This window comes from Kyrpidia sp., assembly GCF_023512215.1.
GTDB lineage: Bacteria > Bacillota > Bacilli > Kyrpidiales > Kyrpidiaceae > Kyrpidia > Kyrpidia spormannii.
Genome location: NZ_JAILZZ010000007.1, coordinates 53,798 through 78,101 on the forward strand (window position 1 = coordinate 53,798; position 24,304 = coordinate 78,101).

Annotated in this window: 22 protein-coding genes; 11 read left to right on the forward strand and 11 right to left on the reverse strand. The window is 55.2% G+C overall.

The window, feature by feature from the left end; all coding sequences use genetic code 11:
* Window positions 1-3: 3 nt before the first annotated feature.
* Genes K6T64_RS04735 through K6T64_RS04755 form a run of 5 tightly spaced genes read right to left on the reverse strand, consistent with a single transcriptional unit; the run spans window position 4 to window position 4,249 of the window.
* The gene (locus K6T64_RS04735) at window positions 4-1,512 is read right to left on the reverse strand and encodes a YHS domain-containing protein (RefSeq protein ID WP_100668224.1); all 1,509 of its coding nucleotides are present in this window, start codon (window positions 1,510-1,512) and stop codon (window positions 4-6) included.
* A gap of 35 nt (window positions 1,513-1,547) precedes the next feature.
* Complete coding sequence (locus K6T64_RS04740) at window positions 1,548-1,847, reverse strand: MmoB/DmpM family protein (protein ID WP_288008774.1); 300 nt, start codon at window positions 1,845-1,847, stop codon at window positions 1,548-1,550.
* Window positions 1,848-1,865: 18 nt separating this feature from the next.
* Window positions 1,866-2,978: a ferritin family protein gene (locus K6T64_RS04745; protein WP_288008775.1), complete on the reverse strand. Its 1,113-nt coding sequence runs from the start codon at window positions 2,976-2,978 to the stop codon at window positions 1,866-1,868.
* Between the two features lie 16 nt (window positions 2,979-2,994).
* Window positions 2,995-3,285 carry a 2Fe-2S iron-sulfur cluster-binding protein gene (locus tag K6T64_RS04750; RefSeq protein ID WP_288008776.1) on the reverse strand — a complete coding sequence of 97 codons (291 nt, stop codon included), beginning with the start codon at window positions 3,283-3,285 and terminating at the stop codon, window positions 2,995-2,997.
* Window positions 3,286-3,340: 55 nt separating this feature from the next.
* A complete protein-coding gene (locus tag K6T64_RS04755) occupies window positions 3,341-4,249 on the reverse strand; it encodes a catechol 2,3-dioxygenase (protein WP_288008777.1) in 909 nt (302 codons plus the stop codon).
* 316 nt (window positions 4,250-4,565) lie between these two features.
* Between K6T64_RS04755 and K6T64_RS04760 the strand changes: the two genes are divergently transcribed.
* The 4 genes from K6T64_RS04760 (at window position 4,566) to K6T64_RS04775 (ending at window position 8,574) form a co-directional block, all read left to right on the forward strand.
* On the forward strand, window positions 4,566-5,312 hold the full coding sequence (locus tag K6T64_RS04760; protein WP_133121293.1) for an IclR family transcriptional regulator: 747 nt from the start codon (window positions 4,566-4,568) through the stop codon (window positions 5,310-5,312).
* A 154-nt stretch (window positions 5,313-5,466) separates the two neighbouring features.
* The gene (locus tag K6T64_RS04765) at window positions 5,467-6,276 is read left to right on the forward strand and encodes a DODA-type extradiol aromatic ring-opening family dioxygenase (protein WP_288008779.1); all 810 of its coding nucleotides are present in this window, start codon (window positions 5,467-5,469) and stop codon (window positions 6,274-6,276) included.
* A 25-nt stretch (window positions 6,277-6,301) separates the two neighbouring features.
* Window positions 6,302-7,237 carry an amidohydrolase family protein gene (locus K6T64_RS04770; protein ID WP_288008781.1) on the forward strand — a complete coding sequence of 312 codons (936 nt, stop codon included), beginning with the start codon at window positions 6,302-6,304 and terminating at the stop codon, window positions 7,235-7,237.
* Window positions 7,238-7,395: 158 nt separating this feature from the next.
* Complete coding sequence (locus tag K6T64_RS04775; RefSeq protein WP_288008782.1) at window positions 7,396-8,574, forward strand: 4-hydroxybenzoate 3-monooxygenase; 1,179 nt, start codon at window positions 7,396-7,398, stop codon at window positions 8,572-8,574.
* 81 nt (window positions 8,575-8,655) lie between these two features.
* Here the strand turns inward: K6T64_RS04775 and K6T64_RS04780 are convergent, their stop codons facing one another.
* Together K6T64_RS04780 and K6T64_RS04785 are read right to left on the reverse strand one after the other, a co-directional pair.
* Complete coding sequence (locus K6T64_RS04780) at window positions 8,656-8,964, reverse strand: helix-turn-helix domain-containing protein (RefSeq protein ID WP_157935494.1); 309 nt, start codon at window positions 8,962-8,964, stop codon at window positions 8,656-8,658.
* Window positions 8,965-8,990: 26 nt separating this feature from the next.
* Window positions 8,991-9,734, reverse strand: coding sequence for an IclR family transcriptional regulator (locus K6T64_RS04785; protein ID WP_288008783.1), 744 nt, complete (start codon window positions 9,732-9,734; stop codon window positions 8,991-8,993).
* Window positions 9,735-9,946: 212 nt separating this feature from the next.
* Between K6T64_RS04785 and K6T64_RS04790 the strand changes: the two genes are divergently transcribed.
* The 5 genes from K6T64_RS04790 to K6T64_RS04810 all read left to right on the forward strand — a co-directional run bounded on the left by K6T64_RS04790 (window position 9,947) and on the right by K6T64_RS04810 (window position 14,590).
* Window positions 9,947-11,194, forward strand: a complete 1,248-nt coding sequence (locus K6T64_RS04790; protein WP_288008784.1) for an ABC transporter substrate-binding protein — start codon at window positions 9,947-9,949, stop codon at window positions 11,192-11,194.
* Between the two features lie 88 nt (window positions 11,195-11,282).
* Entirely contained in the window at window positions 11,283-12,152 is an 870-nt protein-coding gene (locus tag K6T64_RS04795; RefSeq protein WP_288008785.1) for a branched-chain amino acid ABC transporter permease, read from the forward strand.
* On the forward strand, window positions 12,149-13,132 hold the full coding sequence (locus tag K6T64_RS04800; RefSeq protein ID WP_288008787.1) for a branched-chain amino acid ABC transporter permease: 984 nt from the start codon (window positions 12,149-12,151) through the stop codon (window positions 13,130-13,132). The genes K6T64_RS04795 and K6T64_RS04800 overlap by 4 nt, the downstream gene beginning before the upstream one ends.
* An 11-nt stretch (window positions 13,133-13,143) precedes the next feature.
* Window positions 13,144-13,899, forward strand: a complete 756-nt coding sequence (locus K6T64_RS04805) for an ABC transporter ATP-binding protein (RefSeq protein WP_288008788.1) — start codon at window positions 13,144-13,146, stop codon at window positions 13,897-13,899.
* Window positions 13,886-14,590, forward strand: coding sequence for an ABC transporter ATP-binding protein (locus K6T64_RS04810; protein WP_288008789.1), 705 nt, complete (start codon window positions 13,886-13,888; stop codon window positions 14,588-14,590). The genes K6T64_RS04805 and K6T64_RS04810 overlap by 14 nt, the downstream gene beginning before the upstream one ends.
* Window positions 14,591-14,749: 159 nt before the next feature.
* Here K6T64_RS04810 and K6T64_RS04815 read toward each other — a convergent pair whose 3' ends face one another.
* From K6T64_RS04815 to K6T64_RS04830, 4 genes are all read right to left on the reverse strand, one after another.
* Window positions 14,750-16,099: an aminotransferase class III-fold pyridoxal phosphate-dependent enzyme gene (locus K6T64_RS04815; protein WP_288008791.1), complete on the reverse strand. Its 1,350-nt coding sequence runs from the start codon at window positions 16,097-16,099 to the stop codon at window positions 14,750-14,752.
* Between the two features lie 35 nt (window positions 16,100-16,134).
* Complete coding sequence (locus tag K6T64_RS04820; protein WP_288008793.1) at window positions 16,135-17,541, reverse strand: NAD(P)/FAD-dependent oxidoreductase; 1,407 nt, start codon at window positions 17,539-17,541, stop codon at window positions 16,135-16,137.
* A gap of 88 nt (window positions 17,542-17,629) precedes the next feature.
* Entirely contained in the window at window positions 17,630-19,081 is a 1,452-nt protein-coding gene (locus K6T64_RS04825) for an APC family permease (protein ID WP_288008794.1), read from the reverse strand.
* Between the two features lie 55 nt (window positions 19,082-19,136).
* Window positions 19,137-20,387 carry a saccharopine dehydrogenase family protein gene (locus K6T64_RS04830; protein ID WP_288008795.1) on the reverse strand — a complete coding sequence of 417 codons (1,251 nt, stop codon included), beginning with the start codon at window positions 20,385-20,387 and terminating at the stop codon, window positions 19,137-19,139.
* Window positions 20,388-20,661: 274 nt separating this feature from the next.
* Between K6T64_RS04830 and ppx the strand changes: the two genes are divergently transcribed.
* A complete protein-coding gene (gene ppx, locus K6T64_RS04835; RefSeq protein ID WP_170086035.1) occupies window positions 20,662-22,209 on the forward strand; it encodes an exopolyphosphatase in 1,548 nt (515 codons plus the stop codon).
* A complete protein-coding gene (locus K6T64_RS04840; RefSeq protein ID WP_288008797.1) occupies window positions 22,181-24,286 on the forward strand; it encodes an RNA degradosome polyphosphate kinase in 2,106 nt (701 codons plus the stop codon). The genes ppx and K6T64_RS04840 overlap by 29 nt, the downstream gene beginning before the upstream one ends.
* Window positions 24,287-24,304 lie beyond the last annotated feature (18 nt).

Sequence of the window (24,304 nt, forward strand, 5' to 3'; positions counted from 1 at the left end):
TCTCTACACCACTTCAAAGGTTTTATCCAATCCCAACTGTTCCCGGTAGCGGACCCACCGGTGATAATCTCTGGAACTATAATGTTCGTTGGCTTCTTCGGGAGTAAAACCGAAGTATTCGAACATATCGGGAAGAGTAGGTCCAAACTCACCGGACAGATACGATTCCGCCGGCCACCACCACTGAATGTATTTTTCCGGTTCCTCCAGGAAGATATCCCTGCATCCGGGGGAACAGAACATGTGCGTCTTGCCGTTGTACTCGGCATATTGCGTCCACATCCGATCCGGATGATCCGGGTCCGGGAATTCGCAGGGAATTTGACAGACCGCGCAAACCGCCGGCAGACCGGGAGACGCGACCGCCATGACATGATCGTCCATTTTTCGGAAGAAGGGGGCATAATAGCGTTCAAAAGTGTTTGGGTACTCCCGGGATAACCATTCATAATCATCCGGCTGCAATCGGAACCCGCGGAAATAGTTCGCATGCTTATAATGATCAAGAATCCGCATCGTTGCGTGGGAATAATGCTCCTTCTCCTTAATTGTATCCTCAAAATTCCGCGGCGGCCGGATTCCATACTTGTAGAGATCTTTAAACAATCCGTTCAGCACTTGGTCTTCCACGTACATTTCAAATGCTTTTCTCCACGAAATTGCACGCACCCGGGGATAGTAATCCACCAAGGTTGAAATCACAGAGAAGATCCGATAACAACGCCAATACCATTTATCCAGCCAGCGCTGTACGATCGGGACGTTGCGATCGTCTTCCTCCAGCAACATCTTCAGCGCCGCCATCCCCAGGGCCATGTGCCGGGACTCATCCGATTGAACGCTCTTGCCCACCGATGCAAAATGTTCATCCCCAACGGCCGCCGCAGAAGCTGCAAAAGGCAGGAACAAAATATTTGTAAACACATATTCAAACGAGAACGAAATGGCGATCAGTGCCTCGAAGGGGCCCGATGTCAGGGCATCATCGAAAAACGATTTAGGCACGGTGTTGAACCACAGGTTTTCGTTCGTCTTTGCATACGCATGAAGACCGTCGTAATACCGGCTCATGTGCGCGTAATGCTTGATTTCGATTTGAGCATGCCGCAATTCGTCCACAGCTTGATTAAAGGTCGCGAAACGGATGGCCTCGATCGGAATGTTGCGGCCAATGTAGGCCATGAGACGATGGGCCGAGTACTCCGCCGGCTGGACGGCCACCGCAAAAGCTTTGACGCCTTCGAACCACCGGCTGTCCACGATCCGCGCATGTCCATGGTTGGCTTCAAACGCACTTCGGATCGCGTGATGCAGATGTTCCTTTTCTGCCTGTATCTTGACATATTGATTGAAAGTCATGCGAAAAGGGTCTTCCCAGCGCTTTGGATCTTTGATACGTATACCCTCGGCCTCCACCAACGGATAAATCTGCTTAAAATCCACATCTTTCGGGTCCCACATCAGGTCCCTGGTCAGCGCCTTGTACCGCGCACCCGCCGAAAGTTTCCCCATCTCGAACCCTCCCCGTGATTCCTTTTTTCCTCCTGTCAGTCCGCCCGATTCCACCGAATTAAAAGATGATCTTCATCCCATTCTTCAATGAAGCCGAAATACGACGACATATAGATGTGCAACTCATCCATCGACCAGTCCCGTCCCAGGACTTCCTCCACCTTCTCCCGTCGCAACAACAGTTTGAGCGGCGATTTCACTTTGACATAGATATTGAAATCAACCAACTCAACCCCGGCATTGTCCGCCTGAACAGCTTCGACAATCGCATCCACCACGGGGCCGCCGTTCTTGTCCAAATCCATCCCCACGTATTGGCCCTGGTCCACCGTCATCCCTGAACCCTCCCTTTTTTACGCAGGCTCTTGTGTAAGAATCCCCATTCGTTGCAGTTTTGGATAAATATTTTCCTGAAGATTCCGGTCGACCGATTGTTCAAGCGAGAATGGGATGCCGTGGCGATCCATGAGGGCTTGGAGTGACTTCACCGCCTCCGCTGCCCTGGGCAGCCAATGTTGCACCCAGGATTCCACAATCTCCCGGTTCGTTTTTTCCTCCTCGGGGGTCAAACGAGGGTCGCTCAGGGTCTTGCCCCAACGATAATCCCCCGGCCAGTTCTCATAGCCCAACGCTTTGAGATATTCCCAACGGCTGAGCGTCGGATCCTCGGCCACCATTTTGAACAGGGATTCCGTCCATTGTTCCTGCCACTGAACCTGCTCCGCGCACACCAGCGCCAACTCGGGGATGACCGTATCGTGGTGCGCCAAAGCCATTTCATTCATCTCTTGGTATAAGATTCTGTCGATTAAAGGTCCCAGGGTTAAGTGCAGGGCCACAAGTGCCTCCGCCCAGTCTTCGGTGACCAAGACATGCTCCATATACCGGCGGAGCCCATTGTAGGCGCGGTCGTGCACCCAGAGCTCCCTGCCACGCTCCAAAACCGGCAACCCCTCGTCGCCAACGACTTCCAGCGCCCACGTGCTCAACCATTGCGCGCGTCCTTGTTTGTCGAATGCGGTATAGGTCGCCGACTGCTCGATTGGACAACCCATGGCATAACGCACCACGTACTGGAGTTGAACCGCTCCGGCGTATTCGTAATGGCGAAGCGGGGTATAAAAATCGCAGGCAAATTCTTTCCACGAATCAGAGACCCGGCTGTAGATCCCCAGCTTCTGGGCCCGGTCGAATACCCCCTCCACATCCTCCGCCATTTTCTTGCGGCTCAGGGTGTACGTTTCATACCAATAGCGCTTGGGATCGCGGAAAGCGTCCCAGTCTTTCACCCGGATTCGCGTAAACCGCGGATCATAGATGTCATAATCCGTTTTCCCGTACTTGAACCGATACTGTCCGTGGAGATACGATTGTTCCCGAACGGTTACCTCTTCGTACTCATTTTTCGTCAGCCAGTCCCAGGGCTGTTTTCGGACCGGTTCAAGGGTCTTTGGCTGAAACGCCATTGGCTTTCTCCCCTTCTCATGAGTCTTTGGTCAGGCGGATCACCAGATCGGACTTCGGGGTGGTCTTGCACGCCAAAACAAACCCTCGCTGCCGCTCATCCTCCGGAAGGACCGCCACCGAAGACTTTCCCAGTTCATACGAGCCCTCCACCACCTGCACCTTGCACAATCCACATCCTCCACCCCGGCATCCGCGCTTCACGCTTCGGACGCCCTGGGCGATGGCCGCCGCCAAAACATCCTGCTCATGCTTACATGTGAATTCTCGTCCTTCCTCAAGGACCATAATCCGATACCCCTCGGCCATCGCCCAGCTCCTCCTTTCCAAATCTCGCTCAGTTCTTGTTTCTGGTTCGCCTGACTCAGGTCAGCGCGGTGGTAAATCGGTCATTGAGTTCCCTCATATGATAGAAAATCCCTTTGCCCAACTGATCTTCGGTCCAGGTGACCGGCGTGAAATCTTCGTGCGGAATATACCCGCCGCTGAAGACCTCGTTTCGGTTTCCGGACGGGTCAAAGAAATAGATCGTCGTTCCTCGGGTGATGCCGTGACGAGTCGGCGTGACGTCGAATGTCACGTTGTTGCGGCCCAACACATCCGCGGCATGCAGCACATCATTCCAGCTGCCCAGCGTAAACGCGAAATGGTGCAATTTCCCGTTCGGCCCTTTGAGAATGGCGATGTCGTGCGGAGTGTTGGTCCGGAACAGCCATACCGCCAGCAGCTTCTCGCCGTCCAGAGTAATGATCCTTTCGCTCATATGAAAGTCAAACACTTTCATGAGCAGATCGGTGGCTCCCTCCACATCTTCGCCGACAATCAGAAGATGATCCAACTGCGGAGGCGCAATCCCCTTCAGATTCTCCGGATATGGGTCAGGATTCAGTTTGAGCCCGTTGCCCACCCGCTCAATCTCGTGGTACAACTCCACCAAATGTCCGGTAGGCAGTTCAAAACGAATGGCCTCTCCTTCCGCGAGCCGGGTTCCTTTCGAGATCCGATTCACGCGGACACCGTAATTTTCCAGCTTTTTTTCGAATTCGTCCAATTCGCGTTCGTAGCGCACCTTGAAAGCGAGATGAACCAGCCCCGGATGGTCCGCTTCAGTCAATATCAAACTGTGATGATCCTCTTCATCCCAAGCTTTGAAATAAGCCTTCCCATTTTCCCGGGCCATCAACTGAAGTCCGATGACATTGGAATAATAGTCAATGCTCTTCTCCAAATCCAGGACCCGGGCCTCCACTCTACCCAGTCGCATGATGCCCATTTTTCTGAATTGCTCCTTTCTTATAGATTTCGTTAAACTTCAGCGGGGCTATTTGTAATTTTAAGAGCGCTCTAAGCCGAAAGTAAGTGCGCATCTCGACAAAAGGAGGTGCATTGATTTGTCGCTATACTCCAACCTCGACCGACGTGAAACGACAATCTTGACACATGGCATGGATTTGTCCAATCGCACATTCCACTTGAAATTGAGGCCCATTGAGTTAATAATTTAAGAAGGGGTAACCGTGGGGTTCAGTCTGCCCATTGAAAACATTCTCTCTTTCGACAAGCCGATTGAACATGTGGGAGGTAACTCCATGATCAAATCCGTCGATCATGTCGTCAACATTTTGAACTGTTTTACCCCGGAAAAGACGGAGTTGGGGATTTCGGAGCTGACTGTACAACTGAACATGAACAAGAGCACTGTTCATCACATTGTGAAATCCCTGTGTGAACACAAAGTCCTCGTTCAAACCCCCGCAAAAAAATATCGACTGGGCTCAAAGATCCTCGACTGGGAGCGTTCGGTATCTCCGCTCTCAAAATTGTTGCAGGTCGCATCTCCATTTATGGAGTCTCTGGTAAAAATAACCGGGGAAACGGTGCATCTCGCTGTTTTGGAAGGAACCGAGGTGTACTATTTGGCCAAGTTGCGCTCTCAACGGGCCATTCGAATCGAAACCAAAATCGGAGGCCGGATGCCGGCCCATTGTACGGGTCTCGGCAAAGCCCAGTTGGCTTTTCAGCCGGATCGACACCTGCAACAGATCTCGGCGAAACAATTGCAGGCCGTGACCCCCAACACCATTGTCGACCCCGCAAGATTCTATGAAGAAATGCAGACCATTCGCCGACGGGGTTACGCCATCGACAACGAAGAATATGAGATTGGGTTGTATTGCATCGCCGCCCCCATCCGGGATGGTCAGGATCAAGTTGTGGCGGCGGTGAGCCTCGCGGGCCCCGAAGTCCGAATGCGAACAGAAAATGCGGATAACCTAGTCCGTCTCGTCAAAAAAACCGCCTCTCAGATATCTGAAAAAATTTCCCTCTGGCAATAGTCCCGGCCACATGGAAACCGGGAACTGTCGGAAATCTGCGGCAACAACAAAAGCTCCCCCGTGTTTCGTTTTGTGAAATTCGCTTGAAGAAACCATCGATTCAGGGTGCTATAGTTAAAATCGAATTCATATCACCGATGCGGAGGGAGCAACCATGAGTATGGATCTGGCTATTTTGAGCACCCACACACCCCGGATGTGCCATCGCGACCGTGTCCCCCCTTTTCAAGAACCGCTGGTTCACGCGCTGGACCGGGCATCCGGGCAACTGTCCGACGCCGAGATTGAGGTATTGGTCACGATTTCGTGCCATTGGATGAGCACCTTTGATCATTATGTGGATGCCACCCCCGTTCACGAGGGGTTGCTGACCGCGGAGGAATGCCCTGATCTCATCTCCCAAGTCCCTTACCGGTACCGGGGCGACAGGGACTTGGGAATTGCCCTGGCCGAGGCCGGTCGTGCAGCGGGCATCCCAGTGATCTCTTTCGAAGACCCGGCCTATGTGTTGGACTACGGCACCGTGGTACCCCTTCGCTACCTCGACCCCCGTGAAGAACTCGCCGTGGTCCCGCTTTCCGTGTGTTGGTCCGCGGATCTGGACGAGAGTTATCAATGGGGGCAAGTGATCGGACAAACTCTGAAAAAAAGTGGTCGCCGCGCCGCTTTCGTCGCCAGCGGCGCCTTGTCGCACAACCTGGTCCGCGGTCCCGAGCGATGGCCCACCACGATGGAAATGGCCCTGGATCAAAAGTTCATTGAACTTCTTCAAGATGAAAAACTTGAAGAAGTTCGCCAAATGTTGCCTTCTTTCGCACAAGCCGCCAAAGTGGAATCCGGCGGCCGCCACGTGGCGGTCCTTCTCGGCGTGTTGAGCGAAATCGCTGCGTACCATGCGGAGTACCTGGGTTACGCCCAATCATCCGGCAGTGGGAACCCGATCATGGTGTTCTCCCGCCGCTAGACTTTCAATGAAAAGGAGAGTGCCCTTGTACGACCTGCACACGCATTTTATACCCGATACCGTTTTGGAGCGACTGAAAAAACTAAGTGACATTCAAGCGGAATTTCGCCGCATTCCGGGCAAGGACGACCCGTTTCTCATCGTGAACGGTACATGGGGATTCGAACTCAAACGAGCCTTTTACGATCCGAAGATCTATCTTAAAGAACAGGCACGGGCCGGAATCGCTCATTCTTTGATTTCCCCGGTCCCTCAACTTTTTCTATATGAATCTTCGGCCGAGACGGCTGAGGAATGGTCCCGCGAATACAACCATGCCTTGGCGGATTTGGCACGAACAAACCCGGACCGGATCTCCGCCCTGGGAACGGTTCCTCTGCAACAGCCGGCCCGGGCCGCTCAGGTACTGGCCGAGGCGATGGACATCGGACTTAAAGGAGTGATCATCGCCACCACTGTCAACGGCCAACTGCTCAGTGATGAACGGTTTCGGCCTTTCTGGGAGGAAGCGGATCGGCGGAAAGCCATCGTGTTTCTTCACCCGCTCCTTTGCGGCGATCCGCGCCTCCGGCAGAGAAAAATGGCGAATCTGATCGGCGTTCCATGGGAAACCACGGTCTGCGCAACAGATCTGATCCTCAGCGGCACTGTACACCGGTATCCGGATACCCGTATGTTGCTTGCACACGGAGCCGGCTTTCTCCCATATCAGATCGGCCGTATCCAAAAGGGATATGAACAGTGGCTGGACGTGTCGGCCGACCTTAAGGAGTCTCCGGAGGCGTCCCTTCGCCGGTTTTGGTATGACAGCGTGTTGTGGCATCCGGCTTCCCTGGCCCTGTTGAGAGATGTGGCCGGTACAGACCGAATCGTTCCCGGGTCAGACTTTCCTTTTGATCTGAGCAGCCGGCCCCTCGGGGAAGAATGGGATGCGGGAGCCAAGCGTCTGCTGGATTGGTGAAAGACCGGCAGGCCCACGAATGCCCCGATTGTCTCGGCGCGAGGATGGTTTGAAAAAGACTCCCCTATACAGGAACAACGCGGTTCACACAAAGAAAGCAAAAAGCTAGGATATCTTCCAAGATCCCTTATATGTCACTGAACCGGGGGGAGGATAACATGCGCACGCAGGTGGGGATTATCGGCGCGGGGCCAGCCGGTCTTCTTCTCTCTCATCTTCTGCATCTGGAAGGCATCGAGTCAATTGTTATCGAGCGCAAGACCCGAGAAGAGATCGAAGGAACGATTAAGGCCGGTGTTCTCGAACAATGGGTGGTGGATCTTCTCCGCGAAACCGGCGTCGGGGAACGCATGATGCGGGAAGGCACGTTTCATGGAGGCATTGAGCTGCGCTTCAATCGCAAGGGGCACAGAATTCCCATTGAAGAACTAACGGACGGAAAACGGGTGACCATTTACGCTCAGCACGAAGTCCTCAAAGACCTGATTGCCGCGCGGCTTCAGGCCGGTGGACAGATCATTTTCAACGTCGGCGATGTGACCCTTCACAATATCGATACGTCCGCTCCGAAAATCCGTTTTCGACAAGATAAAATTGGCGAGTTTCAAGAAATATCCTGCGATTTTATCGCCGGTTGCGACGGATATCATGGTCCAAGTCGATCTTACATTCCGAACCGAAAAGAGTATTTAAAAATGTATCCATTCGGATGGTTGGGGATTCTGACCGAAGCCCCCGTATCGGCACCGGAGTTGGTGTACACCAATCATGAACGGGGATTCGCACTGCTCAGCACAAGAACTCCCTGGATTCAGCGCTATTACATCCAAGTTGATCCGAACGATAACCTGTCCAATTGGTCCGACGACCGAATTTGGACAGAACTTCACGCCCGCGTGGAAACCACCGACGGTTTTCAACTGACCGACGGGCCCATCTTCCAAAAAAATATCGTGGCCATGCGCAGCTTCGTTTGCGAGACCATGCAATATGGGCGCCTGTTCATCGCCGGTGATGCCGCTCATACCGTCCCACCCACCGGCGCAAAGGGGCTAAATCTCGCCGCGGCGGACGTGCTGAAATTATCACAGGGTTTGGTCCAGTACTACGAGACTGGCAAAACAGATCGACTGAATGGTTACAGTGAAGCTTGCCTGCGCCGGGTGTGGAGAGCGGAACACTTTTCGTGGTTTATGACCACCATGCTGCATCCAGACCCGACACAGTCGCAGCTGGAGAAAAAACTGCAACTGGCCCAGTTGGAATATACCGTGTCGTCCCGCGCCGCCGCCACAAGCTTGGCCGAAAACTATGTGGGAATGCCCATTGACTGGTAACGGGCGAACCGAGAAAGGAGCTCGGGGGCTCGACGGAAACACAGCCCCCCTCCAATCAGGGGGCCCGGATCCGGACGCCCCTCACGGACTCCCCCGCTCATGCCGCCCCTCCTCCGGCGGATTCGTCGCAGATTCTCTTCCAAACCGTTCCTGTGCGATAAGTCCGATCTCAAGCAATAACGGATTCAATCTGTATTTCCCGTTCTCCGGATTTCTCTCCAATATAGATTCTTGGACGAGAGTGGAGACCATGCGGGAAACCGTACTTTTGGCCAACATCAAGGCACGGCTCATCTCGTTCACGCCAATTTCGGCGGTTTCGTGGGAAAAAAGCTTCAACAAGCGCAATGCATTCCCGACGGTAACCAGGGTGGACTTGGAAGTCTGCATAATTTCCGCCTCCTTTCGCCGAGAAATCAAGACACCGACAACATCCCGATGTTTTTGGCTGCCCTCTTTACAAGATCCGCTAGCTTTTCCATACCGCCGACGGAAACAGGGGTGGCGGGAAATGCCAAACTGACGGCACCAATCGGCTGGCCAAGCGGAGTGAGAATCGGAACGCCAATTGAGGCCACACGGATATCCACCTCCTCAAACTGTATGGCATAACCCCTCTCGCGAATTTTGTTAAGTTCCCCGATAAAATTCTCTTTCGACAGGTTTGTGTGTGGGGTCAGGCGTTTCCATCTCAGCTTCAAAACACGTTCTACTTCACTGTCACCGATGAACGCCAAGATCGCTCTGCCCGACGCGGGGGCATAGGCAGGCGCCCTGCGGCCAATTCTGGAATATAAATCAATCTTCCGCCATCCCGCAACTTTTGCTGTCCACACGATTTCTCCACTGCCATAATACGCCAGGTGCGCCGTCAATCCCGTGCCCGCCGCCAGTGAACGGAGGTATGGACCGGCCTCTTTTACCAATGCCTGATGAGACAGAATCGCTCGACTCAATGTCAACATCTTTTTGCCTGGGGAGTACTTTCCGTTGGCCGGATTACGGACCAGCATCCCCTCCGCCGTCATGGTGGTAAGTAGCTTCGCCATTGTCGATCGCGGAATCTCCAATCGCTTCGATAACTCCGACAACGACAACTCCGGGCAGTCAAGCCGGAAACTCCGCAACACTCGGGCCATATTCCGGACGGAACTCAACATCCGTGCCACCTCCTCCGAGAACACAGGCTCCTGTGTCCGCCTTGTTCGACACCGCACTTTTTTTCTGGCAAAAGTATAGATCACAGAGTACTCATCTCCTTTCAACCTTTTTCAGATTATGAAACAATACGGTTGATCCTCTTCCTTTAAAAATTAACATAAATCTATGCTGATGGAATTATGGGATTCTAATTGAGCAGGGAGGATGACAAGTGAAATTCGCCCGGTCACACTTTATCTTTTCCAAATGGAAAACGGTGTTGGCAGCTTCTGCTCTCAGCCTGGCTCTGACGGCCTGCGGAGGCACGACGTCCACCGGGACCCAGTCACCGCAAGGCACGTCCACCTCTTCCTCGGATACCCTCAAAGTTGGCATGATTCTCTCCGCCACCGGTACTTTCGCCCCACTCACGGAGAGTATCCGAAACGGGTTTCAGCTATATTTGGACCAGCACAACGGAATGCTGGGGGGCCGGAAAGTCGAGATCAAGTTCGAGGATGATCAAGAAGATCCCCAAGTGGCCCTGCGGAAATACCGCCAGCTCGTGACCAGCGACAAGGTGGACATTCTGGTCGGACCAATTTCCTCAGCCGTGGCATACGCGCTTCGAGACGGTGTGGAAAAGGACAAAATCGTTTTAATCGACCCGAACGCGGCGGCCAATGACCTGTCCTGGAAGCAAAAGAGCGATTACATCTATCGGGTTTCCTTTTCCAATTGGCAAAACGGGAGCAGTGTTGCAAAGTACATCGCCCAAAACATAGGCAAGTCCGCAGTGACCATCGCGCCGGATTATCCCGCTGGGCGTGAGGTGATCCAGGCCTTCAAGGCGGCCTTTGAGGCGTCCGGCGGCAAGGTGGTCAAGGAATTGTACCCGAAACTCGGCACGAACGATTTTGCCACTTACTTGACGACAATCGCTCAAACGAAACCCGATGTTGTCTACTCTTTTGAGACCGGCAGCGACGGAATTCGATTCGTCAAACAATATGCCGATTTCGGTCTTAAAGGAAAAATCCCGCTGACCGGCACCCTGGAATTGGGAGACAATCTGATTCTGGATCCCGCCGGTGACGCGGCAGAGGGGATCATCTCCGGCGTCCTGTACACCCCCTGGCTCGAAAACAACGTCAATCAAACCTTTGTCACCAGTTATCAGAAAAAATATAACAAATTGCCCAATATCTTCGCGGTCGACGGTTATGACGCAGCCCAAGTCATCGACCTGGCAATTACGAAAGCCGGGAGCACCCGTTCCGATGATTTGATAAAAGTGCTCAAAGGGATTTCTTTCAACAGTCCCCGAGGGCCGGTGACCATTGACCCCAAAACCAACAATCCGATTGAGAATTTTTACGTGGCAAAAAACGTTAAACTCGACGGTAAAATTGTTCCGCAGGTGAGTCAAACGATCCCGAACGTCACCATGCCGGAAACCCCGTCACCAGCGGCGCAGTAGGACCGCGGGCCTTCGGGGAACTCCCCGGAGGCCCGAACCGCAACTCAGCCGGAACACGCGGCGGGGAAACGACACAAGGGGGGAAAACATGTCACTTTCCATTCTCTTCGTACAGATCTTGACGGGCTTGGCCTACGGCATGCTCTACTTCATGATCGCGGCAGGCTTAACCATTATCCTGGGCGTCATGAACGTGGTCAATCTCGCACACGGCACATTCTTCTTGATCGGCGCTTATGTCGCCTACACCCTCGTGTCGAAACATCTCGGTTTTTGGCTTGCTTTGATACTTTCAGTTGGGGTCACGGCGATCCTGGGCCTCGTCATTGAACGCCTTTTGATCCACCGGGTATACGGGAAGGAACTGGAACAGGTGCTTTTAACGTTCGGTCTGACCTTCATGTTGTCGGACGCGGCAAAATGGATCTGGGGAACCGACATTCAGACGATTCCGGTCCCCCGTGTTCTCGACTTCTCCATATCCGTGGGTTCTGTGGATTTCCCGGCGTACCGCCTATTCATTGTCGCCGTGGGAGGGGCTTTGGCCGTTATCCTTTGGTTGTTGGAAAACCGGACCCGAATCGGGGCGATTATTCGGGCGGGCGTTGACGACCGCGCGATGGTGACGGCCCTCGGAATCAATGTGAGGGCTGTTTTTACCGGTGTGTTCGCCTTTGGTGCCGCATTGGCCGGTCTTGGCGGGGTGTTGGGAGGCCCCCTGATCGGGGTGTACACGGGTCTTGACGGGGACATTCTGGTCACTTCGTTGATCGTCGTTACCGTGGGCGGACTGGGATCGTGGAAAGGGCCCTTCGTTGGAGCACTCCTCATCGGACTCATAGACACGCTGGGGAAGGTCTGGTTCCCGTCGTTTTCAATGCTGGTCATTTTTCTGTTAATGGTCGTGATTCTGTTGATTCGACCCAGGGGATTGTTCGGAAGAGAGGTGGCACCGTGAAAAAAACATTGTTGTCCGCCATTGTTTTGGTTGCGGTGACCGCTGCATTGCCATGGGTCCTCGGCGATTACGGAGTGAATCTTGCCACTGAAGTTTACATCATGGCCATCCTCGCCATGAGTCTTGGACTCCTCATGGGGTATGCAGGACTGGTGTCTCTGGGGCATGCGGCCTTTTTCGGCATCGGCGCGTACACCGTGGCCCTGTTGGGACCGGCAATCCCCAGCACCATTGTTCTGATTGCGTTATCCATGGTACTGGCCGGGATTATCGCATGGGTGACCGGAATGATCTTTATCCGGACCTCTCGTTTTTATTTTTTGATGATCACCGTGGCGTTCGGACAGTTGATTTTCGCCCTGGTATGGCAACTGAAATCATGGACCGGCGGGGCGGACGGTCATAAAGTCTCGGCACCGCTCGATTTTGGTTTCGGAGAACTGGGTTCACCCCTTGCCCTTTATGCCGTGATGGCCGTCGCTATGGTCATCGTGTATGTATTCCTTCGCGTTTTTGTGAACTCCCCGGCGGGCAGGATTGTCCAAGGGGTCATGGACAACGAAAACCGCATGACAGCCCTGGGATACAATGTTCGTTTTTATAAGGTGCTCGCTTATACCGTGGCCGGAGCCATAGCCGGCCTCGCCGGCTCGCTGTACGCCTACTTCAATCTATTTGTGAGTCCTGAATTGACCGGGTGGATGTTCTCCGGCCAAGTCATGATGATGGTGATCATTGGCGGGGTCGGGACACTGATGGGACCGGCCGTGGGAGCGGCCCTCTTCATCATCCTCCAAAACTTTATCAGCAGCTACACCGAACGATGGCCCATCATTCTGGGGGCTTTGCTCGTCACCCTGGTCCTCGTCGGTCGGGGCGGAATCGTACACTGGGTGGGTTTGGCGAGAACAAAAATCTTTGTGAGGCAAAAAGAGGCATCCTTGCAAAAATCCTCTTCAGGCCATCTATACGGGAAGTAGGGGTTGAGCATATGTTAACAATTGAAGGAATAAATAAATCTTTCAAGAGCCTTCGGGTGCTTCGGGATGTATCTCTGAAAGTTCAGCCCGGTGAACGCCATGTCATCATCGGTCCCAACGGCGCGGGAAAGACAACCTTGTTCAACTGCATCACCGGTTCACAGCGTATCGATGCAGGCCGAATATATCTCGGTGGGGAAGAGATCACTCACTTCCCTTCCCATCGCCGGGTGCATCTCGGGCTGGCAAGAACTTTTCAGAAGAATAACCTGTTCGGCACTTTGACCGTCGAACAGAACATCCACCTGGCCGTGGCCGCAACCAAACCTTATCGCTCTCGACTTTTCAAGCCTTTGTCCCGTTATCGAGATCTTCGTGAGGAAACGGAAGAACTTCTCAGGAGGTGGAAGCTCACCGACCGGAGGAATGTCCGGGTGAACAACCTTTCCTATGGTGAGCAGCGCTTGTTGGAACTCGTGCTTGCCCTGGCATCCAGACCACGAATCCTGCTGCTGGATGAACCCACCTCCGGCATGTCACCCGCCGAAACGTTGGAAACCGTGGCGCTCATTCAAAACCTCCCAGGAACCATGGCGCTTCTGGTGATTGAGCACGATATGGAAGTTGTGTTTTCCATTGCCGATCGTTTGACGGTCCTGCATCATGGCGAAATGATTGCCAGCGGCACCCCTGAAGAAATACGGAGCAACGAAATGGTCAAACGCATTTACTTTGGAGGGGGGGCAAAAATCGGTGCTGGAGCTTGAAGATGTACACACCTATTACGGGACGAGCCATATTTTACAAGGGGTGTCTTTTCGAGTGCCCGAAGGAAAATCCACCGTGCTTCTCGGCCGAAACGGTGCCGGGAAGACAACCACCATTCACACCATCTGCGGCCTCCTTCGGTGCCGTCAAGGTCGGATTCGGTTTCTGGACACCGATATTCAGAATTTGCCAGCCCATCGAATCTCTCAACTGGGCATGGGCTTGGTCCCCCAGGGGAGGCGGATTTTCCCGTCCTTGACGATCCGTGAAAATCTAACCATGTCCGCACGCCCAAATCCGTTCACCGGAACAAAAGACTGGGATCTGGAAAGAGTTTATGAACTCTTTCCAATCCTAAAGGAGCGAGAGAAAAATCAAGGTACTCAACTGTCCGGAGGACAACAGCAGATGTTGGCGATCGCTAGGGCACTGATGACCAACCCGCACCTTCTTCTGATGGATGAACCTTCCGAGGGTTTGGCCCCCGTCGTGATCGACCAGATCGGGGACATTCTTGAACATCTGAAACAAACGGGCTTGGCAATCCTTGTGGTGGAACAGAATCTTGACCTCGCCCTGCGCACTGCCGACGAAATCATGATCATGAACAAAGGGAACATTGTGTGGCAAGGCACCCCCGAGCAGTTGGCCACAAGCGACGACGTGCGGCATAAATATTTGGGTGTATAATGTTTTTTCCCGTTTAAATCCGGTCCGGGCACAAGCACCGCTGGCCAAAGACATGCCCGAATCGTTCGAAGGGGCACCCCATCGGATGCCCCTCACCACTGAACCGAAGTACAACTGTCCGCAACTAATCCCGTTCATCCCGGCATCATGTGTCCACTCTCACATGGTCGCCGCTTCTTCCCGCAGAGAATCCTCCAGAGCCTGTAGGACCCTGTCGATCTGGTCTTGCCGGATAACCGCCGGGGGTTCGATGCGGATCACCCGGGCGTTGTTCAAAGTGCCGCCCACGAGCACGCCCCGGTCAAACATGCGCTTTGCCACCGAGAATCCCCTGGCATTGTCGATGAATTCGAGGCCGATTAAAAGCCCCATCCCCCGAACGTCCCTGAACAAATCCGGCGTCCGCTGCTGCATTTCCTTTAGCGCCCGGAGAAAATACTCGCCCTTTGCCCGGGCCTGACCGGGAATGTCCTCGGCCAATATCGTATGAATCCCGGCAATGGCACCGGCGGCGCACAGCGGATTCCCGCCAAAAGTCGACGATCCGAGAATAAACGGATTTTCTTCCATCTTCTCCCACCACTTCGGCTGAGCGACCATGGCGGCAATGGGCATCACCCCGCCGCCAAACGCCTTGCCCAGAGTCATGATATCGGGCACCACATCCCAATGGTCAACCCCGAACATCCGACCCGTTCGACCCATCCCCGTCTGGACTTCATCCACGATCAGGAGACATTCGTAGCGGTCGCAGATCTCCCGCAATCGCGGCAAGTAGTCCGCCGGGGGGATGTTGATCCCGCCTTCCCCCTGAATCGGCTCGACGATCACCGCGGCCACCGATTCCCCGGTCTGAAGGAGCGCCTCGATCCGTTCCTCCACCGCATCGGCTTCCCCGAAAGGAACATGGTGAAACCCGGGAACGAGAGGCAGATAGGGTTCCCGGTAAAGCCCTTTCCCCGTGGCCGACAAAGAACCCAACGTTTTGCCGTGGAATCCCCCGAGGGTCGCGATGATGTGCGTTTTCCCCGTGACCAGCCGGGCCAGCTTGATCGCCATTTCGTTGGCCTCGGTCCCGGCATTCACGAGGTAGGTGTGGCGGAGATCCCCGGGGGTAATCATCGCCACCAATTTGGACAGATAGCCCCGGAGCGGGTCGATCAGCTCCTGGCTGTGCAAAGCATAACGGTGAAGTTGGTGCTCCACCGCCGCCACCACCCGGGGATGGCGGTGTCCCAGCAGATAAACACCGTATCCGCCGAGACAATCGATATACTCCCGGCCGGCGGTATCCCGGAACACCGCCCCTTCGTCCTCCCACTCCGCCACCGAATAGTCCGACGAGCAGGATTTTCGATGTTCGAGAATCGCTTTGGTGACGTATAGGGAAAAATTCGTAACAGAATCCTCAACGATCTGCCGGCGCTCGTCGTCGGACAACGCCGGCGCTTCAATCAAGCGGAGAATCCGGCTTGATTCGGCCAAAATCTCCTCCGCAGAAGCCCGCATGATACCCCTCCCCTGTACGCATCACTGGTGAAACATCAGTGGCGAAACCACCGTTCGGGCAGCGAGGTGCCCCGGGGCGCCTTGCCCGTTCGCTCCGCCCGGCGGTCCAAACGCTCCAACCCATGCTGAACGTAACGAATGCCCAGCCATCTGAAGGGCTCCGGCTCCCAACGAACCGATCGGTGCTGTACGATGGGAACCCCCTCCCAAACCGGTTCTTCTCCCCAAATTAGCGTGGACAAAATTCGCGCCGCCAGGTTCGCCCCCACCACCCCTGCCCCCACATACCCCCAGGCTCCGGCCAACCGACTTTGCCGGTCATACCACACGTTCGGGATCTGATCCCGGGTCATGCCGAGAGGCCCGGACCATCCGTGGGTAAACCGGGCATCCCGGAGCGCGGGGAACCACTCCCGGGCCATGGCCATCAACTTGGCGAACACCTTGGGATTCCGATCGTATTCCGGCCGAATCCGCGATCCCAAATGATACGGTTCCCCCCGGCCGCCGAACAGAATGCGCCCATCCACGGTCTTTTGCAGATAATCAATGCTGAGGCGTGTCGACGCCACCGCCTCTCGGTTCGCCCAGCCGATCTCTTTCCACACCCATTCCGGCAGCGGCTCCGTCACCACGATGGAAGAGTAAACCGGCGTCACATTTCGATGCCACGGTTTGAGCATCGTTGTATAGCCTTCGGTCGCCACCACAAGCGCCACCCGGGCCCGGGCCAGGCCTTCCTTGGTCACCGCCTCCGGAGGATTCCGACCGTCCCCCGCCCGAATGTCGAGAACCGGCGTGCGTTCATAAATTCGCACACCGCGACGCTCCAACCGACGGGCAAGACCCCGCACCAAACGCCCGGGATGAAGGACAGCCGTGTCCCGACAATACAGAGCTCCGCAAAGTTTTCGGATGTTGACCCGTTCCCGGGCTTGGGGTCCATCCCACCACTCATAGTGGGATTCGACGCCAAGCTTTCGATAAGCGTTCCACTCCTCCTCAAGAAGGGGAAGGCCGTGGGCTCCCAAGGCCACCATCATAGAGCCCCCTCGATGAAAGTGTGCGTCGATACCTTCAGCCTCAAGAACCGTTTCAATCTCTCCCACGCTGTCGTACAGCGCCGCCTGCCAGCGTCGGGCGGCCTCCCGCCCGAACCGCTGGAGCACTTCCCCGGGACTTATCGGAAGTTCCGGCGTACACCACCCGCCATTCCGACCCGAGGCACCATATCCGGCGATCTCTCGTTCCAACATGGCGATCGACCAGTCGGGTCGGGCGCTGACGAGGTAATGCGCCGTCCACAATCCGGTAAACCCCGCTCCGACGATGACAACGTCGGCCAGAATCTCGCCAGCAAGAGCCGAACGAGGAGTACAGTCGTCCCCGCAGGTGTCGAGCCAGAAACTGCGCCCGAATTCTGACCTTCCCGCCTCATCCATTCTCGATCACCGTCCCGACCGCAAACTCTCCACCCGCTGCCTTTGGAAACCCAGTCCGGGCTGTGTCGCGTTTCGAACCGGGCGCTAATCATAAATCGCCACTTTGATCCATCTTTGCGCCTCCGACCAAGACGTCCTCCGACAGTGCAGGGACTTCGGGCGACCGGAACCACGCCCGGTTTTTGAAGGCATAATAGGCCATCACCGGCAAGCCCAGGGCAAAAGCCACCAGGGCCGGCAGCGAACTGCTGAACCCGCTTTCCAAAAGTACAATGATGCCCACCGCAACCAGGTACAGGCCACTCAACAACGGGAGAACAAAGCCAAACACTAATATTCTCCAGTCCGTCAACCGCTTTCGCAAGAACCAAGCCGACGTCACACCGCTGATGCCATAGTAGTAAGCCACCATGATGCCGACATTGCTGGCGGCATTTTCAAGAAAAGATCCAACACTTGAGGACAGATTAATCGAGAAAATGCCAATGAAGGAAATCGCGGCGATGATGAGGGTGCCGATGTGCGGGGTCTTCCAGGACGGGTGAACCTTCCCAAAAACCTCGGGTAACACCCGGTCCACCGCCATCTCATAGCTCACCCGGGCCGAAGGCAAGAGGGTGGTCTCCAGCGTCGCCACCGTGGACGAGAGAACCGAAAGAATCATCAGATCGCTCCAGGGGTGAGGCGCCAATAGACCTGCGAAATAGCTCAAAATATCGTCCTGATGTTTGACAATTTCTTCCTCGGGGATCAACGCCTGGACCGAAATGGAGACCACGAGGAAAATGATCAACAGGGCGATCACACTGGTGACCCCGGCCCAGCCCGGATTGTTTCGGGCATCCTTCGATTCTTCCCCGAGGTTCGTGATGGTATCGAATCCCCAATAGAAGAACAGGGCGATGGTGGTGGCACTGGCAAAATCCGCTAAACTTCCATGAAAGGTAAACCAGGACCAATGAATGGGCGTCGACCCGGGCACCCCGACCCCGTAGACCCGATACAGTGCCACACCGGCAAAAACCAGTAGCACCACATACTCAATTAACAACAGGACCCATTGGAATTTTGCAGTAATTTCAATGCCCCGAACGACGATAAAGGTCACGACGATAAACCAAGCCGCCGACACCAAAGACACCAGTACAGGGTTGTCAGAAAGATCCGGATTGATCAACGCCAAGGTATAGGTTCCGGCCGGCACCGACCCGGAGATGAGGAACAAAATCCCCGCAGCCGCAATGGCCCAGCCCGACATGTATCCTAAATAACGGTTGAGACTGGTGCTCACCCAACTGTAAACGCCTCCCGCCGAAGGCCCGACGTATTTATTCAAATAATAAAAGGCACACGCAATCCCGATCATGGGAACGAAATTCCACAGCAGCAGGGCCGGTGACATGAAGCCCACCACGGCCACAATCCCGCCCAGTGACGCGGCAAGGGAGTAAGCCGGCGCCGTGGATGCCACACCGATGACGGTGTTGTCGAAAAAGTTGAGGGCGTTCGCTTTCAGTCTCGTGCTTCGCTCGCTACCCACTCCAATATCCCTCCTCAATCGAGCGATGTAGTTCTGCAGTGCGACCGAAGCGTCTTCAGAGCGCTTCGGTCACCGTTTTTCTGACGTACAGAGGCATCCCCCACCGGGGCAACCGATCGATCCAAGGCTGCGGGTCGAACTGTTCTGGCGAATATACCCCTGCAACATTGAGCATCCCTTCCAGCATGAGTTCCACGGCGATCACTGCGGGAATCCCGGCCTGAAAAACGGTGACATTGACCCCCATGTCCTTCCGGCTGAATTCGTGGGACTGCATAGTATACAAAAACATCTCCACAGGCCGGTTCTGGTCATCCAGTCCCTTGACCTGCACCCCGACACAGGACGTCCCTTCCAGACTATCCGCCAGGGAGGCGGGTTTGGGCAGTAGAGAGGCCACGACCTTTCTCGGGCTGACCGAAACGTCCCCCACCTGCACCGGATCCTCCCGATCCAGGCCGATGAGCCGCAGCCCCTTCAGGATATCCACATATTGCTGACTGAGGGCGTATTTGAACTCACACTGGTACAACCCTTTGTCGCCCAGAAATCGGGGGATGGTGTGCACTTCTTCGTGGGCGACGCTGCGGACGGTGAGCGTCCCAACCGGGGAAGGAAACTCGAATTGTTCAATGCCCGTCTCCAGGGGAATGCCCGTCACCCAGCGGCCGCGGTCGTAGACCAGGGGGGGCTGCAGGTTTTCTTCAATGCTGATTTCCGGGGAAAAGGCAATCGCAAAGGCTTGATTCTTGACGACGGAGTTGTCTCCGTCGTAAACCACCACCGATTCCATTCGTTGAAGACGTTCATAGGCGTAGCGGGCGAGGATGTTTGTAACACCGGGATCACTGCCGATGCCCAGGATGGCCAACAGCCCCGAGGTCTTGAAGGAGTCGTCGTACCCGAGTTGGTCCTGGATCGTCACCAATCCCGGCATATCCACCGGCCCATCCGAGGCCATGTCGATATAGTGGCAAGAAGCTTGCAGACAGGCTTGCATGACATGAAGATTGTTTCGCGGCAATCCGGCGTGAACCACGATCCCGCACTCCCGGAGAGCCGCAGACAACGCGGCGACGTTCCCGGCGTCCATGTGCAAGGGGACGAGTCGGGGATCCCGAGCCCGGTCCACCAGTTCCCGGGCCCGCTTTTCATCAATATCGGCGACACAGATTCGCTCTACAGCCTTTAGCCGAAGCAACCCTTTAATGACGACCTCGCCAACACCTCCCGCTCCCAGCACCATAATGCGCCGAAGCTTTTGTTGTACCCGGTCATTCCAACCGGCTGTCTTGGGGACAACCATTCTATCCCTCCATCAGAATCAGGATACACATTTCACTTGCAAGAATAATGCCACATGGAGACCTGCAATTTTATAGAGTCCATCGCTAATTTGTTTTTGTCAGGTATCTATGGCTGCATAAGTTTATGCACCGCTGACGCGGAGAGGTAGGATAGCGTCGCGAAGACGCCCTGTTTGGCCACCCGGATCGCCCCTGGGTGAAAGACCTCCGGGAATGCTGTACAATAGAAACAAAGCACGGCGGTTCCCTGAGAAATACAACGGAGGAATCGGGATGAGCCACGAACTCGGAGCCATTGTCGACCTCGGATCCAACTCCGTCCGCTTGGTCATCTATCAACAAGGTTCACAGGGCACTCAACAAGAGATCGATAATCTTAAACAAACCGTTCGCCTCAGCAGCCACTTGGGAGACGATGGGCGAATCGACGAAGCCGGGATCAAGGTGGCGCTTCGGGTGTTGGAGCAATTCTGCCAGTTGTGCCGGGCGTATGGGGTGACCCACATCACGGGAATCGCCACCCAGGCCGTTCGCATGGCTGTAAACCGGGAGGAAGTGCTCAAGCGGATCTATGAAGCGACCGGGATCCCTTTCCGGGTGGTAAGCGGCGAGGAGGAAGCCCGGTACGGATACCTGGCGGTGGTGAATTCCCTTGCCGTGGAAGAAGGCGTCACCGTCGACATCGGCGGCGGCAGCACGGAGATCACCGTTTTTCGCGGCCGCCGTCTGGTGCGGGCCGACTCCATTCCCTACGGCGCGGTCTCCTTGACCCGGGAGTTTCTCCGGAGTGATCTCCCGTCCATGAAGGACATGAAAAACTTGGATCGGGTCATTCAACAAGAACTGGACCGCCGCCCGTGGCTCACGGGCTTAGGATTCCCGGTGATCGGCATGGGGGGGACCGCCCGATCTTTGGCGCGCATTCATCAGCGCCGGCGTCATTATCCCCTGCTGATTTTGCACGGATACGAGATGTGGCCCACAGAGGTCACGGCTATCCTTGACATGGTTCGCTCCATGCCCATCGCCAAACGCAGGAACATCAATGGCCTGTCCGCCGACCGGGCGGATATTATCACGGCGGGACTGGCGATGTTGGATCAGATCCTGAAGCGAGTGGGCACCTCCCGGTTCATCATCAGCAATAAAGGGTTGCGGGATGGGGTGTTAATGGAGCAAGTTCTGCGCATTCGGGGGCAGGAGTTGCTTCCGGACACGTTGATGTACAGCATTGAAAATGTCCACGACCAGTTTGGCCTGAACCGGGACCATGCCTTTCACGTATGGGAACTGGCGGATCAATTGTTGACGGCCATGGTGAAACACGGCTTGGTGGTAGCGTCGGAAGAACATCGGCGTTGGCTTCAGGTGGCGGCGCTCCTCCACGACATCGGGCGAGCCATCAGTATCTATAATACGAGTAAACACACCTTTTACCTGCTCCTTCAGATTCCCCTCTTCGGCGTCAGCCACCGGGACCGCGTCATGGCGGCGGCCATTGCAGCCTTCAAAAGCACCAAGCAGATTCAAACTTACCTTTCTATGTATCAGGAATTTTTTGACGAAGAGGATATCCCGGCCATCGCTCAATTAGGAGTGATTTTGCGACTGGTCCGGGCCTTTGATCGCACGGAAACCGGTGCGGTCACGGGCCTCGACCTTCAGCCCGATGGCCGGGTCTGGAAGCTGATCGTAAAGGCGAGACAACCGCTGGGAATTGAGTTAGACCTGGCTTTGGAATGGACCAAGAAATGTCGAAAGGTTTTTCAGCGAGAGATACGGTTGGAGGTCGATGATCTTGACCGCGCCGCAAGAATTTGAGAACCCGGCCTATTACATCAATCGAGAACTGAGTTGGTTGTCTTTTAACGAGCGGGTGTTGGAGGAAGCCCTGGACAGCAGCAACCCATTGTTTGAACGCTTGAGGTTCCTGGCGATCACCAGCTCCAATCTGGATGAATTCTTTATGGTGCGCATCGCCGGGCTCAAAGAGCAGATCAAGACGGGAAGCAACGTGCCCGACAACAAAACGAAGATGTCCGCCATGGAGCAGTGGGACGCGGCCCTGCGGCGCAGTCGGGACTTCATGCGCGACCAGATGCACGCCTGGCGGGAAGTGCTCGTCCCTTTGCTGGAAGAGGCGGGGATCTCGTTCATCGGGGCGAAACAGTTGAACCGGGAACAAAAAGCCTACATCTCAGATCTTTTCGACCGAATGATTTACCCGGTGTTGACGCCCATGGCGGTGGACGCCAGCCGGCCGTTCCCGATGCTCCTCAACCGAAGCCTGAACCTGGCGGTGCTCATCGAATCGGAGGATCCTGAAAAAGAGCCCTATCTGTTTGCCTTCGTCCAGGTCCCCAGCGTATTGCCCCGGTTCATCAAGTTGCCGGCGGAAGGTGGCAAGCTGACTTATATCTTGCTTGAAGAAGTCATTCGCATGCATCTGCAGGATCTGTTCCGGGGGAAACACATCCTGTCGGCGAGCCCTTTCCGTATCACTCGAAACGCCGATTTAACCTTAAACGAGGATGCGGCGGAAGATCTCCTCGAGGAGATCGAAAAAGAACTCAAGAAGCGCAAGACGGCAGATGCGGTTCGGATTGAAGTGGAGCGGGACATGCACCCCTACCTGCGGGAGGTACTGGAAGAGTGGGAGGAGGTCAGCCCCCAGGAAGTATTCGAATTGGAAGGACCTCTGGATTTGACCTTCCTGTTTCGGTTTGTCAACCAAGACGGGTTCGAAGCCTTCCGTTTTGTGGATTATCCCCCGATCCTCCCGATGGATCTTCGGGGGGAGCAGGATATCTTCGAGGCCATCCGCAAGCGGGATATCCTCTTGTATCACCCCTATGAGTCCTTTGAACCCGTGGTGCATTTCGTGCGCCAGGCCGCCCAGGATCCCCAGGTTTTGGCCATCAAGCAAACCCTGTACCGGGTCGGGGGCGATTCCCCCATCGTGGCGGCCCTGGCCGAAGCGGCGGAAAACGGCAAGCAAGTCACCGTTTTGGTGGAACTCCGGGCGAGATTTGACGAAGAAAAAAATATCGTGTGGGCAAAAAAATTGGAGAAAGCCGGCTGTCACGTTATCTACGGCCTGGTGGGGCTGAAAACCCATGCCAAAATGATCCTGGTGGTGCGCCGGGAGAAAGACCGGCTCCGGCGCTACGTCCACCTCGGCACCGGGAATTACAATGAAAATACGGCTCGCCTGTACACCGACTTCGGCCTTTTCACCGCCAACGAACTGATCGGCGAAGATGTTTCTTCGATTTTCAATCAGCTCTCCGGCTACTCCTCCCTGCCCGAGCTGCATCACCTTCGAGTGGCTCCTTGGGGGCTAGAGGAGGCCTTTGTTGAGCAGATCGAAGAAGTGATCGCTCACTCCACCCCGGAACAGCCCGGACGCATTCTCGCGAAGATGAACGCGCTGACGGACAAAGAAATGATTCAAGCGCTGTACCGGGCGTCATGCGCCGGTGTCCAGATCGATCTGATCATTCGCGGCATTTGCTGCCTGAGGCCCGGGATACCCGGAGTGAGCGAAAACATCCGCGTCCACAGCATTGTCGGCCGCTTTCTGGAACACGGGCGGGCATACTGTTTTCGCGCCGGGCGCCGGGAAAAGGTGTGGATATCCAGTGCCGATTGGATGACCCGCAATCTGGAACGCCGGGTGGAGACATTGTTTCCGGTGCTCAATCCAAGGCTCAAGCGCCGGGTGATCGGAATTCTGGAGACCCAATTGGCCGACAACGTGAAGCGGCGTCAATTGTTGTCGGACGGCACGTATGTGCGCATAACCCCCGGGGAAGAGGAGGAGCCTCTGAACAGCCAGGAGCGGCTTTATGAAACAGCCCTGGCCACCCATCGGCGAAATATCTACCCGAGAATTTGACCGGCAGAACTGCTCAGG